The organism is Chryseobacterium sp. IT-36CA2, from assembly GCF_949767875.1.
Lineage (GTDB): Bacteria > Bacteroidota > Bacteroidia > Flavobacteriales > Weeksellaceae > Chryseobacterium.
The window spans coordinates 1,407,584-1,422,524 of the sequence record NZ_CATKPG010000011.1; the positions used below are offsets into that span (position 1 = coordinate 1,407,584).

A 14,941-nucleotide genomic window follows, 5' to 3' on the forward strand; every position below is an offset into this window, starting at 1 on the left:
TTTCTGGTGGGCAACAAACAAAATATTTGGAGTCTGGAAATAAGTTTTCAGATTCATTATCTGCTGCATTAACTAAAAAAAGTAGCATAAATAAAGAATCTTTATTTACACTACCGAAAGATAAAGCTTCTGTAAGTTCAGAATATATCGGTGAAATTGGTAATAAGGATAAACAGTCATGGGATAGCGATCCTTCTGATAATATTTTTAATGTTCAGTTGTCAGACATCAAAAAGAATACTTCTTATTCACTTACATATAATGTGGATGGATATTCAGATATTAATTCTGTTACAAGAAGTATTAATGGAAGTTTTGCAGTTGGCGGATACATCAAAGTTAAACAATCCGGATGGACTGAAATTAATGAAAATATTGACCCAACTCTTTTAAAACGAGGGAATAACTTCATTCTTTTTAATACACTGAATAAAGGAGATTACTATAAAATAAAGAATGTAAGAATCTCGGAAAATAGTATAGCGAATCAAAAGCCATATCAGATTATATCTCAAATTTATCAAGATAAAACTCTTTACATTCGCGGGTTTGTAAATTCAAACTCATCAATTGATGCTGTTGAAATTGCGAATAAAAGAATTAGCCTGCATGGAAATGAATTTGAATATTTATCATTAACTGAAAATAACAAATCTACTATAAATCTCAAATTTATTGGAAAAAATAATATTTTACATGAAGAAACAATCTTTAAAGATAGTAAGAGTATAGTTTCCAAGATTGATATATATAAAGAGTCTGGTAGAAACATAGTCTTTAGCAATGAATCAGGTATTGTATTTGGGCTTAGGAATATTGATCTTCCACCAGTAGAGCAATCAATTTCTAATGTAAGTGCAGATCATTATGGATTTCGTTTTAAAAATAATAGTTTGAAAGAAACTACTATACATCTTCCATATGATGAATCTAAACTTCCCAATGGTTACCATGAAAATGATATAACAACATTTACTTTTGATTATACTCAGAAAAAATGGATATCCATTGCTGTGGATAGTGTTAATAGTAAAAAAAAATATATTGTTTTTAAAGCTTTAGCCGGAAGTGAAACAGATTACATCAATGGAGTTCTTAAACAGCCGGAAAGCCCAGAATCAAATGTCTCTGCTTCGACGGATTTTAATAATGCTCCTTTAGCAAATCCAACATCTAAAATAAACCTGATATCTCCACCTTCTGCCAATCAACAAGGGTCGGCTGTGGTACAATATCCAATTGAAATCCCCAAAGGAACCAGTGGATTTCAGCCCAGTGTCGTAATCACATATAATAGTGACAATAAATCAGGTTGGGCAGGAACAGGATGGGATATTCCTGTAGAGTCTATTGATATTGATACTCGTTGGGGGATTCCAGCTTTTGATCCTTCGAAAGAAAGTGAGATTTATACAATTGGAGGTGAGCAATTAGTATTCAAGGATGATTATTTACCTAATAAAGTTCAATTTCAGGAAGCCAGAGGTTCAGGAGATAAAAAATTTTATTATAGAACTGGTGTTACAGAAGGTCTGTTTATAACAAGAAAAGGATCTACACCATCTTCATATACCTGGGAAGTATTGGATAGAGAAGGTATAAGAAAAGAATATACTGAATTTTTAACAGATAATGCTTCTTCCAATTCTTCAGGAAACAGAATAAGCTGGTATTTAAGTAGGGTAACGGATCGCTATGGGAATACTATTGTTTATAACTATGCTGATTCTTTTGAAGGTGGAGGAAAAGGTAAATATCTGTCATCAATTACATACAGTAATAATACAGTTATCAGTTTCGATAACGAATCAGGTATAAGACAAGATAGGGCTTTTACTTATAAACTTGGAGTTAAGCTTACCGATGCTAAAATTTTAAATAAAATTACAGTATCCCGAGCCAATACAAAAATAAGAGAGTATCAGTTTTCAAATACAACTATAGGACAGTTCGGTAAAAGACTTTTAACGGAAATTATACAGAAGGATGGTAATGGTGTTGAGTTTAACAGGCATAAGTTTTCCTATAGTACAGCAAGAATTTTTGAAGACCCACCTAAAGTATATAATACAGGAAATGATATTGGAAATGTTGGTCCGTTTAATGGTGGGAATGCATCAGCTATTAGTGGAGATTTTAGCGATAATATCAATAAAATTCGCGGGTCTCTTACTTTTGGAAGCGGATCTGGTTGTTTTTTTATAGGATTCAACAAAAAGAATACTTTCGGAATTAATGCTTCTTACAGTGAAAATAAAACTTATGGTAAGGGGCAATTGATGGATGTTGATGGTGATGGTTTACCGGATAAAGTTTTTTATGGAGGAAATGGGAAACTATGGTTCAGAAAAAATAGCATGTCAAGTTTCGGAGGTGTATATAGCTCGGTAAACTGGCCCGCCGGAACACCACTATCTAAAACAAGTTCATATATAGGCTCTGCAGGTTTGGAATTTGTTTACAAACATTATGCAGCTGGAATAAATGTTAACTGGACTAATAATAATACACCGGTATATTTTTCAGATGTCAATGGAGATGGTCTTCCAGATTTGATTAGTTATGGAGATGTGTATTTTAGTAGAATCAGAAATGGTGTTCCTGAGTTTGAACCACAGCAAGAAGGCGGTCCGAATGTCACAGAAACCACTCCTAATGTAATTTTAAGCGGAGTACCAGCGGTACAGGTTATAGAGTCTGGGCAAACTGGGTCACAGCTTCTTGGTAATATTGTAAGAATGTGGGAAGCTCCTGTTGATGGTAAAATAAGAGTGACTACCAATGCTCAATTAGAACAAAACTCTATCGATGGAGTAGATGTTTGGATGGAATTGGGAGGAATGACAAAAGTTGATGAAGATAATCCTACATATGTCCCACCACATTCTACAATGATTGGATCAAAAGTTACATTAACAAGTCCTGGTCAGCCCATTGCGATCAGTGAAACAGTAGATGTAAAAAAGGGGCAGAGGGTTTTTGTTGTGGCAAGTGCCAAAGAAAATCCAATTAGGGATAGGATTGTATCTAATACTGAAATCAGCTATTTCTCAAGTAACCCTACAGTAATTCCAAAAGATGCCAACGGAAATTATTATTATGGGTTTAACTCATCAGAAAGTTATCTGGCTTCAAGTAAAAAAGGAAATCCTGTGGCAGATAAAGCTACAGTGAAGATTTCCTGGGGTGGCTTAACCAATCAGGTATTTACAGATGATGTTAATTTTAAGATTTATAAGATTGTTGTTCCAAAAACAGATACAACAGGATTTATTCAGCCATCAGCTTCTAATTTGATTTATCATTATAAATTACCAAAAGGAGCATCTCTTAATACGTTAACGACGACAAGTAATTTGATTTCGGGAGTTGATTTATCAAGTATATTAGTAAATCAAGTTGTTTCTGATTCTACCGTTACATTTTTCAATTTTGATGTTTATGCAGATACTAATGTGTCCTGGGAGAAAATCAAATGGAAGCCGCAGATTGAAGTAACAACGGCCACTGATGTCTTGCTTTCAAATGCGTTGGTGCAATATAACCCTTACGGAGAAAGACTGACAAATAACCTTCCTAAGGACTTTACGCAATATGCTCAATTTTCTGAGTGTAGATTCCTGCTTTATCCAAAATTTACAAATAGTGTTAGTCAGCCGCTTACCATAAATCTCCCTACACTGCATAATACTACCGTTACTTTCTCGCTGAAGCTTAAAAATGCAGGTGGAGACATTCCCTTTTTTGCCAAAAATACAGTCAATGTAGTAAATAATGTGATGGAAATTCCAAAGCTTAATTTCTGTGATATCTTTGGTGTAAATGGGGTTCCTGGAATGGCGTATGATCAGTTATGGCAACATTTATTCTATTTTGAGATTACTTCTCCTGATTATGAAGTTGCAAAAAAACTAGCACAGTTGAATCCTAACATATATAACTCCTGGTTTGAACAGCCGCCACAGCCATCTCCACTTGCTGATACACAGCATAAAGCAGATTATTTTGCTTATAGAGCCAATAATATTCATTATAATATTAGTACAGGCCTAGTATATCAGGGATGGGGAGGTTTTTCATATAATGGTTCCAAATATAAAAATGAAACCATAAGAGAAAGTGAGTTTAACTCAAGTATGAGTGGCTTTAACGTTAATATGCAGAATCCTTCTATTCCTTGTACTGGAGATCCTACTTCACAGGCGTATCAGGACTGTGTGATGGATTACATCACTCAAATGATGAATAGCAGATATTTTACTCCTATTGATTTGAAAATGGATGCAGAAACATACTCATCTCCACTAGAGTCTGCTGAGGTAAGTCAATATCATTTACAGCCTGCTTTATTAGGAACTTTTACAGAACCTGATACAGAGTCGCAATATCCTGGTTATTCAGTTCCGAATCCAAGAGGTATTATTAAGTATTCAAAAGGATCAGGGGTTAACATGTATGGTAGTGCTTTTATTATTGGCGGTAATGCAGGTGTTTCTAAAGACTATACAAAAGATCATTTTATTGATTTTAATGGTGACCGTTATCCGGATGTTGTCTCAGGTAATTCAATTCAGACCACTAACCTGTTAGGACAGTTAGGGAATCCGGGGAATACATTTGAAAAAGAAATGTATAATACGACTACGAACTTTGGTCTTAGTTTAGGAGTTCCTGTTCCGACTAAATTTAGTAATACTTTAAATGGAGGATTTAAAACTGGCGGTGAAAAGGGAACGCATACTACAACTTCTGCAAATGCAGTTGGAATTGGGCTAAATGTACAGTTAGGACAAGCCAAGTCAAAAAGCAAAGCAGTTTGGTTTGATATTAATGGAGATGGATTGCTGGATTTTGTGTCGGAGGGTACATTATATATTAATAATGGAAAAACTTTTATAAATGAACCTTATAACTGGGATGTTTCTGATCTTTCCAATAACAATTCTTCGTCTTTATCTGGAGGCGGTGGATTTAGCTGGCCAAACGGAAGTTTATCTATCGGTGTAGGATTGGCTCAATCAAGATCTACTACCAGTACTGCATTTATCGATCTCAATGGGGATGGGATGGAAGATAAAATTGTAAGATCAGGAAGTACTTATGAGATGCTCATTAATACGGGGACGACATTTACGAATGATATGATGAGCCAGGATTTCGAATTGGAAAACAAACAAAATTCATCAGGATTTAATCTGTATGGAACATTGTGTTTTTGTTTAGGGATAAAAGTTTGTCTGGGGCTGGGATATAATAAAGATAAGTCTGTAAGTAAACAAACTGTGGATTTAAGAGATTTTGATGCTGATGGTCTTCCCGATTTGTTGATTTCTGATGATGAAGCAAATTTAAAAGTATATCACAACAGTTTAGGAAAGGCAAACTTATTGATTGGGATTACCAATCCTCTTAAGGGAGAGATGGCTCTTGAGTATGATTTATATAATACAAAAAATAATTTTGGAACTCTTATAGGAGGCACTTATCAGATGCCTTTTTCAAAACTAGCATTAACAAAGGTTACTATTTCAGATTTGGTGTCTAAAAATACCATTGTTCAGGGAATTCCAAGAATGATTCCTAAATCCCAGGTTACATTTGAATATGAAAAAGGAATTCAGGACAGAAGAGAAAGAGAGTTTTTAGGATTTGGTATTGTAAAAACAAAAACATATGGAGGAGCAGAAGGACAGGCTTTTTCCCTTCATCAGACTCATGTTACAGAGTATGAAACTAGCTTTAATTCCAGTGATTTCTTTGTAAATTATAATGATACAAAAGTAAGGCAGTATTTTTATAAAAAAGGGCTGGTAAGATCTTCTTATCTTTTAGATATTAATGGCAAAAAACGTTCTGAAACTAACTTTACATACAGATATTTTGATCAGTTATCCAATACTGGATATCAATTATCAGAAGGGCAGTCTGAACCTCAATATAAAGATATCGGTAGGGTTATTCCATTACTCTATAAAACTGAAAATATAACGACGGAAGTTGTTGGCAGCACCAGCCATAGTAAGACTTTAATAACTACCGTAGATCAGTATGATAAATATGGGAATGTAACCTCATATACCGATAGAGGAACCACTCTGGGAACAACCTCTGATGATATCTCTGTAAAAACAGAATATCATGATCCCGGTTCGAAAAATATCGTAGGTGTTCCTAGTAAGAATACTATTACCGCAGGAAGCATCACTAGGGTTACAACTTCTAAAGTAGATGCCAATCGTAATGTAACAAATGTTTCTAAAACAATAGATGGGCAGCCTGCTGAGTTTGATATGGAATATGATGTTTATGGTAATCTTCTGAAGATAACAGAGCCGATTTCGGCCAATAATCAAAGATTCTCAAAAACATTTGAATATGATCCTGCCTATCATGCTTATATGGTTAAGGTAACGGATTCTTATAACTTATCAAGTTCGACTGAATATGATGCCAATTATCTGTTAGGTGTACCCACTACTATTACGGATGCTAATGGAGTTAGTTCTTATTATAGCTATGATTCATTTGGAAGGGTTACTCAATATAAATCTCCGGTTGATAATGACTGGACGATGAAGTTTTATTATTATCCTAATCAAATTATTCCTGTAGCTGTTACAGAGAGAAAAGCACCCATAGTAAATAATGTTACTCCTGATCTGAATTATTTCAGCAGTTTATTCACTACAGTATGGGGACAGGAATTAGCTGTTAAAAAATTATTTAAGAACTCCGGAACTCAATTTTCTTACGCTAATAATGTTTTCCAGATTAAAGATAATTTAGGAAGACCTGTAAAGACAATTCTTAGAGATAAAGTGACAACAAGTATAAACGCAAGTACAATTATTCCTTCTTTGAAAACGTATGATGATTATACAAACACTGAAGACCTTGCGGCAAAAATATTTGTGTCAACAACTTATGATAATATGGATCGTCCGTTGAGGGTTACTCAGAATAACGTTCAGACCAATAATGGACTTGAAAACCTTGTTACTGAATATAAATACGGATTTGGACCTGACAGAGATGGAGTAACTCAGTTTATGAGCACAACGATAAGTCCTTTAGGAAATACTTCTGTGATTTATACAGACGAAAGAGGACGCACCACATCAGCTAAGCAAACTGATGGAACGCAGAACTTATGGGTAAGTAATAAATATGATATTCTTAGTCAGTTAGTTCAGGTTAAGGATCAAAATAATGATACCACGACCTATCAGTATGATAATTGGGGAAGAAAAATAAAAGTGGTACAGCCGGATGCTGGTACAGCAAACTTTAAATATGACCGGACAGGGAAATTAACCAGTTCAGACAATGCTTTACTTTTGGCAGCAGGGCAAAGCGTAACCTATTCTTACGATTATAACAGACTGATGCGTATTGATTTTGCTCCCAATGATTTTGTGAGATATGAATACGGTATCGCCGGAGCGTCAGATTTTTCGGCTGGACGTCTGGTAAGCCAGCTTGACAAAACAGGATTTCAGACATTTAAATATACAGCTTTAGGACAGGTCAGAGAAAATACAAGAGTAGTTGTAGCACCCAATAATACCCCTAAATTATTCAAAACTTCTTTTGTATATGATGTATATAACAGAATTAATAAAATAACGTATCCGGATGCTGAAGAAGTATTCTATAATTATAATGAAGCGGGATTATTAAAAAATATATACAGTAAAAGCCCGGTAAATCAACCGTTGGTTCCTATCGTAAGCACTATTACTTATGATAACAGAGATCAGATGGTTTCATTTGCTGCTGGAAATACTACACAAAGTAATTATAATTATGATGCCTGGGGAAGGCTTGCGGAATTATCCTTGTTTTATAATAATACAGGAACACAGATACGCAGAAATCAATATACTTTTGATAGAAACGGGAATGTCTTGAATGTTTCAGGTACTACACCAATGTCAGGGAGTTTCCCGGCAAGCATGATGACTGCAGCCAGCCAGAAGTCTTATCAGTATGATACATTTGGAAGATTAAAGTCTTCAAAAATTACAGCTACAGGAAAAGATTATACGCAGTATTATGAATTGGATATGGCTTATAATACTGTAGGAAATATCGATTCTAAAAATTATAGATTAAAATCTTACCAGAATAATATTACATGCCAGAATCCAAGCAACCAGGGGAAAGATGCAAAATATTTTTATAATGTTGCGGGACATCCTAATGCAGTTTCCAGAATTGAATATAAAAGAAATTATGGTTTCAGCGCTCCTATGGACTGTGGTACCGGAAATATTTTCCCATCAGACGGAGCAGAAGAGTTTACTTATGATGGTAACGGAAATCTGAATAAGCTATATAATATTGTTGCAGGAAAACCAGAGTTGTACAGGCATTTATTCTGGTCTGAAAGCAATAATCTGAAAGCTGTTGGTGAAAGAGGTGTTTTAAGTCATTATGTGTATGATGCAGGAGGTGAACGTGTGCTAAAAAGTGATGGTGTTTCCAAAAAAATGTATGTCAATGGAAACGATCCTGAAAAAACTACCCAGATGGGAAGTTATACTTATTATCCAAGCGGGTATATGGTACTTGGAGAAAAATCAATGAGTAAGCATTATTATATTGGCGGACAGAGAATTGCAACAAGAGTAGGTGCTATACCTACCCATAGATTTAAAATTGAAGATACCAGCACTTATTCTGGTTTGCGTCAGGTTTTGGAAGAAGAAGTTAAAGGTATTGCTATTCAGGCCCAGTATCCGCAGATTGTATGGGTTCCCAATGCAGATACACAGGGAACATATACCCCTCCGTCTAATACCTTAGCTAATGAGCCGGATTGTGATTATGTCATTGAACAGTTAATTATTAATTTTTCTCAGGATCCTGAGAAAGAATCTTGTTATAAGAGTTTACTGAACAAATATAGTGATGTGTTGAACAGTGGTGGAAGTTTCTGTGCATTTCTGGATGAAATCATCAACAGCAATCCTGATGGATGTTTGACAGGAGAGACAATTCCGGAAATCCTGAGCTCTGAAATGTATTGGATACATCCTGATCATTTGGGAAGCTCTTCAGTGCTAACAAATAGCGTGTCTAAAATCACGAACTGGTATGAGTACATGCCATTCGGAGAACCATTGATGGAATTATCTAATAATGAATATGGTAATCCTTATAAATACAACGGCAAAGAATTTGATTTTCAAACTGGATGGTATTATTATGGAGCGAGATATTATGATCCGCAAAGAAGCTTTTGGCTATCGGTAGATCCATTGGTAGAAATCACCATGTCTCCATATGCCTATACATGGAATGATCCTGTCAACTATACAGACCCTACAGGGATGATGGGGGAAAGGATAGGGGAGCCTGGAGGGAAAAATCCTGATAGTTTTTGGCATATTATTTTTTGGTCTAAAGCACGTAGAAATGCAGAACGATATGCCAACTCTATGCGCTTTGGAAATAATGATGTTAATGTATATAAACATAATGATGGTGACTGGTCAGTAAATACTAATTATGGAAATGGAACCGGAAACAGAGCGACATTCTCAAGAGATGGGATGCGATATAATAGGGACTGGGGAGTTTATACGGGTGATATCCAAAGTCAGTTGGAAGGATCTAACGTTATTAATAATTATCCTGCACCAGCTCCGAATCTTTCGGGACCAACTATAGGACCTGTTCCAGATAATCCATATGCAAATCCTTCATCTCAGCTAGCATATACAACATTGATCGCGTTACAGGAAGCACCATTTGCAATCCTTCCTGAACTGATTCCCGTAAAGTATTTAAATGCTGCCAAAGGTATTGTTTGTGTTCCTGTAAGACAGCTAACAAAAGGATTAATAAACATATGTTTTGCAAAAGGAACTTTAGTTGCCACAGAAAAAGGAAACAGAAAGATTGAAGAAGTCAGGAAAGGCGATCTGGTATGGAGTTATAATGAAGAAACAGGCAAAAAGGAACTGAAAAAAGTTCTGGAATTATCCCATAATATTTCCTCTTCATTGGTGAAAATCTCTGTAAATGGTACGGAAATTATATGTACTCCGGAACACCCATTCTATGTAAACGGAGGCTGGATAGAAGCCAAAGAGCTTACCAAAGGAATGTATTTAACTACTTTAGATGGTAAAACTTCTTTGTTAGAATCTATTAATTTCTTGGATGATAAAGTAGAAGTCTATAACTTTGAAGTGGAAGATAACCATAATTATTACGTTTCTGAGAAAGGTATTTTGGTGCACAATACTTGTTGGCCTGAGCGACTTGCAAAGTTTATGGAATATGCGGCAAGTATTGAAACAAAAACTCTTACGTCTCAAGAAGCTACTATTAATCAGTTAGAGAATGTATTTAAAGCATTAGATAAAACGAGAACAGATGGACGGATTTTAAAATTAGTTGGAGAAACGAATGTAGCCGTTAGAGATGGAGTTAAAACAATATATCAGTCTGGTAGCAAAACAGGAGGCAATTACACTAAAGTATTTCCAGATGGAGGTTTTCAGATATTTATAGATCACAAAATAATAATTAATAAATTAAAATAATGGATTTTGAAAATTTAAAAATAACACTTTTTAATTTATATTGCAGTACGGGTGTTAATCCTTTCTTTGAATTTCTATATGTTCAAAATGGGAAAATAAAAGCAAAGAATAGGAATATTTGCTTCGAAGGAAATGAAAAAGAAATAATTGTGTTTTTTGATGAAAGTTTATATTTATACCCGAAAGAAATACAATACTTAAAAAAAGAGAATACCTATAAAACGTTTCAATCAATTAATTTCGCGCTTGAATATTTTCAATATCTTGTTAGAGCAACTAATGATATCAGATTTGAGTTATATCATTATTTCTTATATAAATTACAAAAAAATGGAATTACAAATGATTCCTGGAATTTTCATTATACAAATAATGAAAATATGGAAAGTATAATACTTAATCTTGGTATTTTTGATTTAACAAAAGGAGATAAAAAATTATTTTTTAACATTGAAGTGTTATTTTTTAAAGAAAACATGTGTAAATTAAGATTTATTCCTGAAGAACCATTATGGAATGAGGGAAAAACATGTCCTGAAACAGATGTTGATAAAATAATAACATATGTTCTAAATCTCAAAGTTGATAATTATAAAGATATTCCATTAATAGAATCATGATCTTGTAGCCGATATAGATAAAAAATAAAATGTATAAAGAATTTGGATTTTGGAAAGAATATGGAAATAGATATAAAGATTATCCATCTGTTAATTTGTATGTTAATAAAGAAATTAATCAGTCTTATAACAAGAATAAGTTAATTTCATATTTAAATTCGGGAGGTATTATCGCAGTGTCTAGTAAAATTAATTTTCCTCATTTATTTAGAGATAATGATAAAAAAATAGGTGAATTTTTATTATTTACTGATGGTTTTTGGATATGGCCAGAAGATCTATCGGAATATGTATCTGATTTTAATGTGATTTTGCCTGATGAGTGGTACCAATTGATATTAAAAAATGATTATAAAATATTAGATAAAGTTAAATTTCAGCAAAAAGACGTAGACTGGATTCGTTAATAATAAATATAGAATTCCGATGTTCCCTGCTGGGAGTAGTGTCGGTAGATAACAATAATCCACTGCAATTGTGGTGGATTATTTTGTTTTTATACTTTAGAATATTTCTACAGGGTTTACTTTAAGTGGGTTTTGAAGATGTAATATAAATGAATTTGCAACTGACCCTACTTGGACGAGAAAATATGGATATCATTTTGAGTCATTTAAAGATGGAGCAGTTAATTTTCAGTCTACAGCCGTAACATGGGAAAAAACATTAAAATAATGAAAACAACAAGGGAATTTAAACAGTTAGCAGTTCAAATTACTTTAAAAAGTATGGATAAAGAACAAAGTGATTGGATTACGTTTAATGATAAAATTAATACTAAGATAATAGGAGATGATTATTTTAGATCTGATATAATATAATGCTCTTAGTAAATGAACTCCCTATTATGGAATGTGATCTTAAAAATTCTTACTTTTTAATTACAACAGACCGAATTATATCTATAATAGACGGTTATTATGATGAAGTATTTTTTATGGAAATGAATAATGTGTCAAACGAATACAATGCTGAAAATTTTAAACAAATAAACGGGAAGTATCCAAAAACAAATATAATTGCTGTTAAAAAAATGATAATACTACTTTGATAGCAAAAATAGATTCTTATTATCCTGCTTATTTTGCTAAAATGTTGATATATAATATTTTTTTCGTACAGAAAGCTTGGGAAATGGTATGTTAATCCAAAGTAATATAGTCAATGAAAGTAGAACTCTTTCATAAATAAAAATTCTATATTTTCAGAAACTCACTAGTTCAGTAGAAAATGCAATTCAACTTAATAATATAGATATAAGTCTATTTAACAAAAAAGTAATGAATGAATTTGTAATATTAAAGTCAAGTTGGGGAATAGCTATATTTTATGAGATAAGGGAAATTATAAATCATAATCAAAATGATGAGAATTTGTATGAAGTAAGCCCCTCTGTCTTTATTAAGTTGAAAAGTCCTTTATTGGATAATAGTTCGTTAGAGTATTTAAAAAAAGGAATTCAAAGTATAATACAATTGATCAAAGAATTTCCGGTCTGTTTTTCTATAAAAAAATTAGAATATAATATTTGTGATTATCAGCCAGAGGGTATGTATTATATGTTCAGGAAATGGTTTTTTGAAAGTCATAATATAGAGCTTCCTCCTATTAATGTTTATTTTGATAAGGAAACAAATAAATATATTTTTCCATATTTAATTGATATTGTAGAATTATCTTAATTATCCCACATTATATGACTAAATTAATTAAAGCAGAAAATACAGAATTTATTTACTGGGATAATTTTGATTACCAAATAAATGATAATATACTTGTTTCTAATGACGCAAAAAAATATGTTTCTTCTTATGAATTATTGAAAGTATGTCGACCGGTTTTTACAGAGTATTATAAGAAGGGAATCTTTATGCTGGATTATCTATTTTGGATAGATACTACTGATATTACTAGTATAGATTTAAAAGTAAAAAATAATGTAATTCATGATGCAGATTTTGAAAGATCTGTTAAAACTTATTTTTTAAATAACTTGACATGTTTTAGCTGTGGAAAGGTATATAAAGGAGTCTTATCTGTTGACCCGGTGTTAATATACCCTAATAATTTTGGATTAAGAGATAAGAAATTAAAAATGATTAATGAGGAAAATAAAACTCTTTGGTGCCAAAATTGTGGAAATCATTTTACAAGCAAAGTTTTGTACATATTTTAGAGATTTTCTCACGAATTGAGATTGTGATGGCTAACTAATGATGAATTACAGATGAAAATTCTGGACATAAATGGAATGATCAAATCAGAAAGCAATTTGTAAACTACATAGAACAAAAAACAGGTCTAAAAATTAATCATGCAATATGGAAATAAGAATAATATGTATATCAGAGATTAATTATGAGTGTTATTTTTGCGGTAATTGTTGGAAAATAGTTTACGAAGGTAAAATCACAAATATTAATATGAATAATTTCTATGGTTATCCCTTTTATATAATTTTTGAAAATATAGAAAAGGTGAGTAAACAGTTAACAATGCTAATTAATAAAAAATAATTATTCAAAGTAAATAAAATAGCGCCAACTGTATTCAGTTGGCGCTATTGGGCTTTTGGTGACCTCGACAGGATTCAAACCTGTAACCTTCTGAGCCGTAATCAGATGCGCTATTCAGTTGCGCCACGAGGCCTTGTGTTACCTTGTTGTTTAAGGGTTTGCAAATATAGCACTTTTTTCCGTTCTTTGAAAGATGAAACAAAGAATTTTACTTTTATTTACGGTTTTCGCGCTAACAGCTTGTAAAAGAGAATCAAAAATTTCGTCCTCAGATTGGACTAATATCTCTGCCCGTACCCAATTTAAGGAACATGACGGAGTTCTAAACCTAAAATCGGGAAATTTCACGTATAATTTTAAGCAAAATCAAACTCCATTTAAGAAAATCATCCTGCTTAATGCAAGTATGGCCGGATATATTTCAGAGCTTGGAGCAGAAAATTTGATCATCGGTGTTTCAAGTCCGGAGTATATTTATTCCGGAAAAATCCAGAATCTGATTAAAGAAGGAAAAATTCAAAACGTAGGAAGTGAACAGAAATATGATGTGGAAAAGATCATTTCGATGAAGCCCGATGCTATTTTTACCAATCATATTGCAAGTTTTGATAATACCTATGAACTGTTGAAAAACAATGGAATTCAGGTGGTATTTCTGGATGAATATATGGAGCAGAAGCCTTTGGAAAAAACAGCTTATATTAAGCTTTTCGGAGAATTATTAGGAAAAGAGAAAGAAGCTGACGTAAAATATCAGGAAGTTGAGAAAAACTATAATGATTTGAAGAAGCTTGCTTCCACAGCTAAAGAAAAACCAGTTGTTCTTGCCAACGAAATGTATGGTGATGTTTGGTACCTGCCAGGAGGAAATACTTCTGTTGCCCACTATATTTCTGATGCCAATGCGAATTATATCATGAAAGATAATAAAGACGAAAAAGCGTTGACAATGAGTTTTGAAGAAGTATATGCCAAAGCTGGAGGGGTACAGTACTGGGTGAATGCAGGAAGTCATACTTCAAAAAAAGAAATGCTGGGAATGAACCCTTTCTATGGAAAACTGGATGTATTCAATAAAGGGAAGATCTATACCATAGCTGGAAAAGAAAATTTAAAAGCAAATGATTTCTTCGAAAGTGGCGTTGTGAGAGCAGATTTGATCCTTAAAGACTATATCAAGATCTTTCATCCTGAACTTTTACCGGAATATCAGCTTACTTATATGAAAGAATTGCAGTAAATCGTAGTA

7 protein-coding genes and 1 tRNA gene are annotated in these 14,941 nt (G+C 33.1%); 7 read left to right on the forward strand and 1 reads right to left on the reverse strand.

Going from position 1 to position 14,941, the window contains the following annotated elements:
* The first annotated feature begins 26 nt into the window (after positions 1 to 26).
* The 6 genes from ACM6F9_RS07105 to ACM6F9_RS07130 all read left to right on the forward strand — a co-directional run bounded on the left by ACM6F9_RS07105 (position 27) and on the right by ACM6F9_RS07130 (position 13,352).
* Positions 27 to 10,556, forward strand: a complete 10,530-nt coding sequence (locus ACM6F9_RS07105; RefSeq protein WP_414845050.1) for a polymorphic toxin-type HINT domain-containing protein — start codon at positions 27 to 29, stop codon at positions 10,554 to 10,556.
* Positions 10,556 to 11,176 carry a hypothetical protein gene (locus tag ACM6F9_RS07110; RefSeq protein ID WP_414845051.1) on the forward strand — a complete coding sequence of 207 codons (621 nt, stop codon included), beginning with the start codon at positions 10,556 to 10,558 and terminating at the stop codon, positions 11,174 to 11,176. The genes ACM6F9_RS07105 and ACM6F9_RS07110 overlap by 1 nt, the downstream gene beginning before the upstream one ends.
* A gap of 29 nt (positions 11,177 to 11,205) precedes the next feature.
* Positions 11,206 to 11,583 (forward strand): hypothetical protein, encoded by a 378-nt coding sequence (locus tag ACM6F9_RS07115; protein ID WP_414845052.1) that lies wholly within the window; start codon positions 11,206 to 11,208, stop codon positions 11,581 to 11,583.
* 267 nt (positions 11,584 to 11,850) lie between these two features.
* Positions 11,851 to 11,997: a hypothetical protein gene (locus tag ACM6F9_RS07120; protein ID WP_414845053.1), complete on the forward strand. Its 147-nt coding sequence runs from the start codon at positions 11,851 to 11,853 to the stop codon at positions 11,995 to 11,997.
* Between the two features lie 459 nt (positions 11,998 to 12,456).
* Entirely contained in the window at positions 12,457 to 12,858 is a 402-nt protein-coding gene (locus ACM6F9_RS07125) for a hypothetical protein (RefSeq protein WP_414845054.1), read from the forward strand.
* 14 nt (positions 12,859 to 12,872) lie between these two features.
* The gene (locus tag ACM6F9_RS07130; protein ID WP_414845055.1) at positions 12,873 to 13,352 is read left to right on the forward strand and encodes a hypothetical protein; all 480 of its coding nucleotides are present in this window, start codon (positions 12,873 to 12,875) and stop codon (positions 13,350 to 13,352) included.
* Positions 13,353 to 13,748: 396 nt separating this feature from the next.
* Here ACM6F9_RS07130 and ACM6F9_RS07135 read toward each other — a convergent pair.
* A tRNA-Arg gene (locus ACM6F9_RS07135) sits at positions 13,749 to 13,825 on the reverse strand.
* Between the two features lie 60 nt (positions 13,826 to 13,885).
* Here ACM6F9_RS07135 and ACM6F9_RS07140 point away from each other — a divergent pair.
* Positions 13,886 to 14,932 carry an ABC transporter substrate-binding protein gene (locus tag ACM6F9_RS07140; RefSeq protein WP_414845056.1) on the forward strand — a complete coding sequence of 349 codons (1,047 nt, stop codon included), beginning with the start codon at positions 13,886 to 13,888 and terminating at the stop codon, positions 14,930 to 14,932.
* Positions 14,933 to 14,941 lie beyond the last annotated feature (9 nt).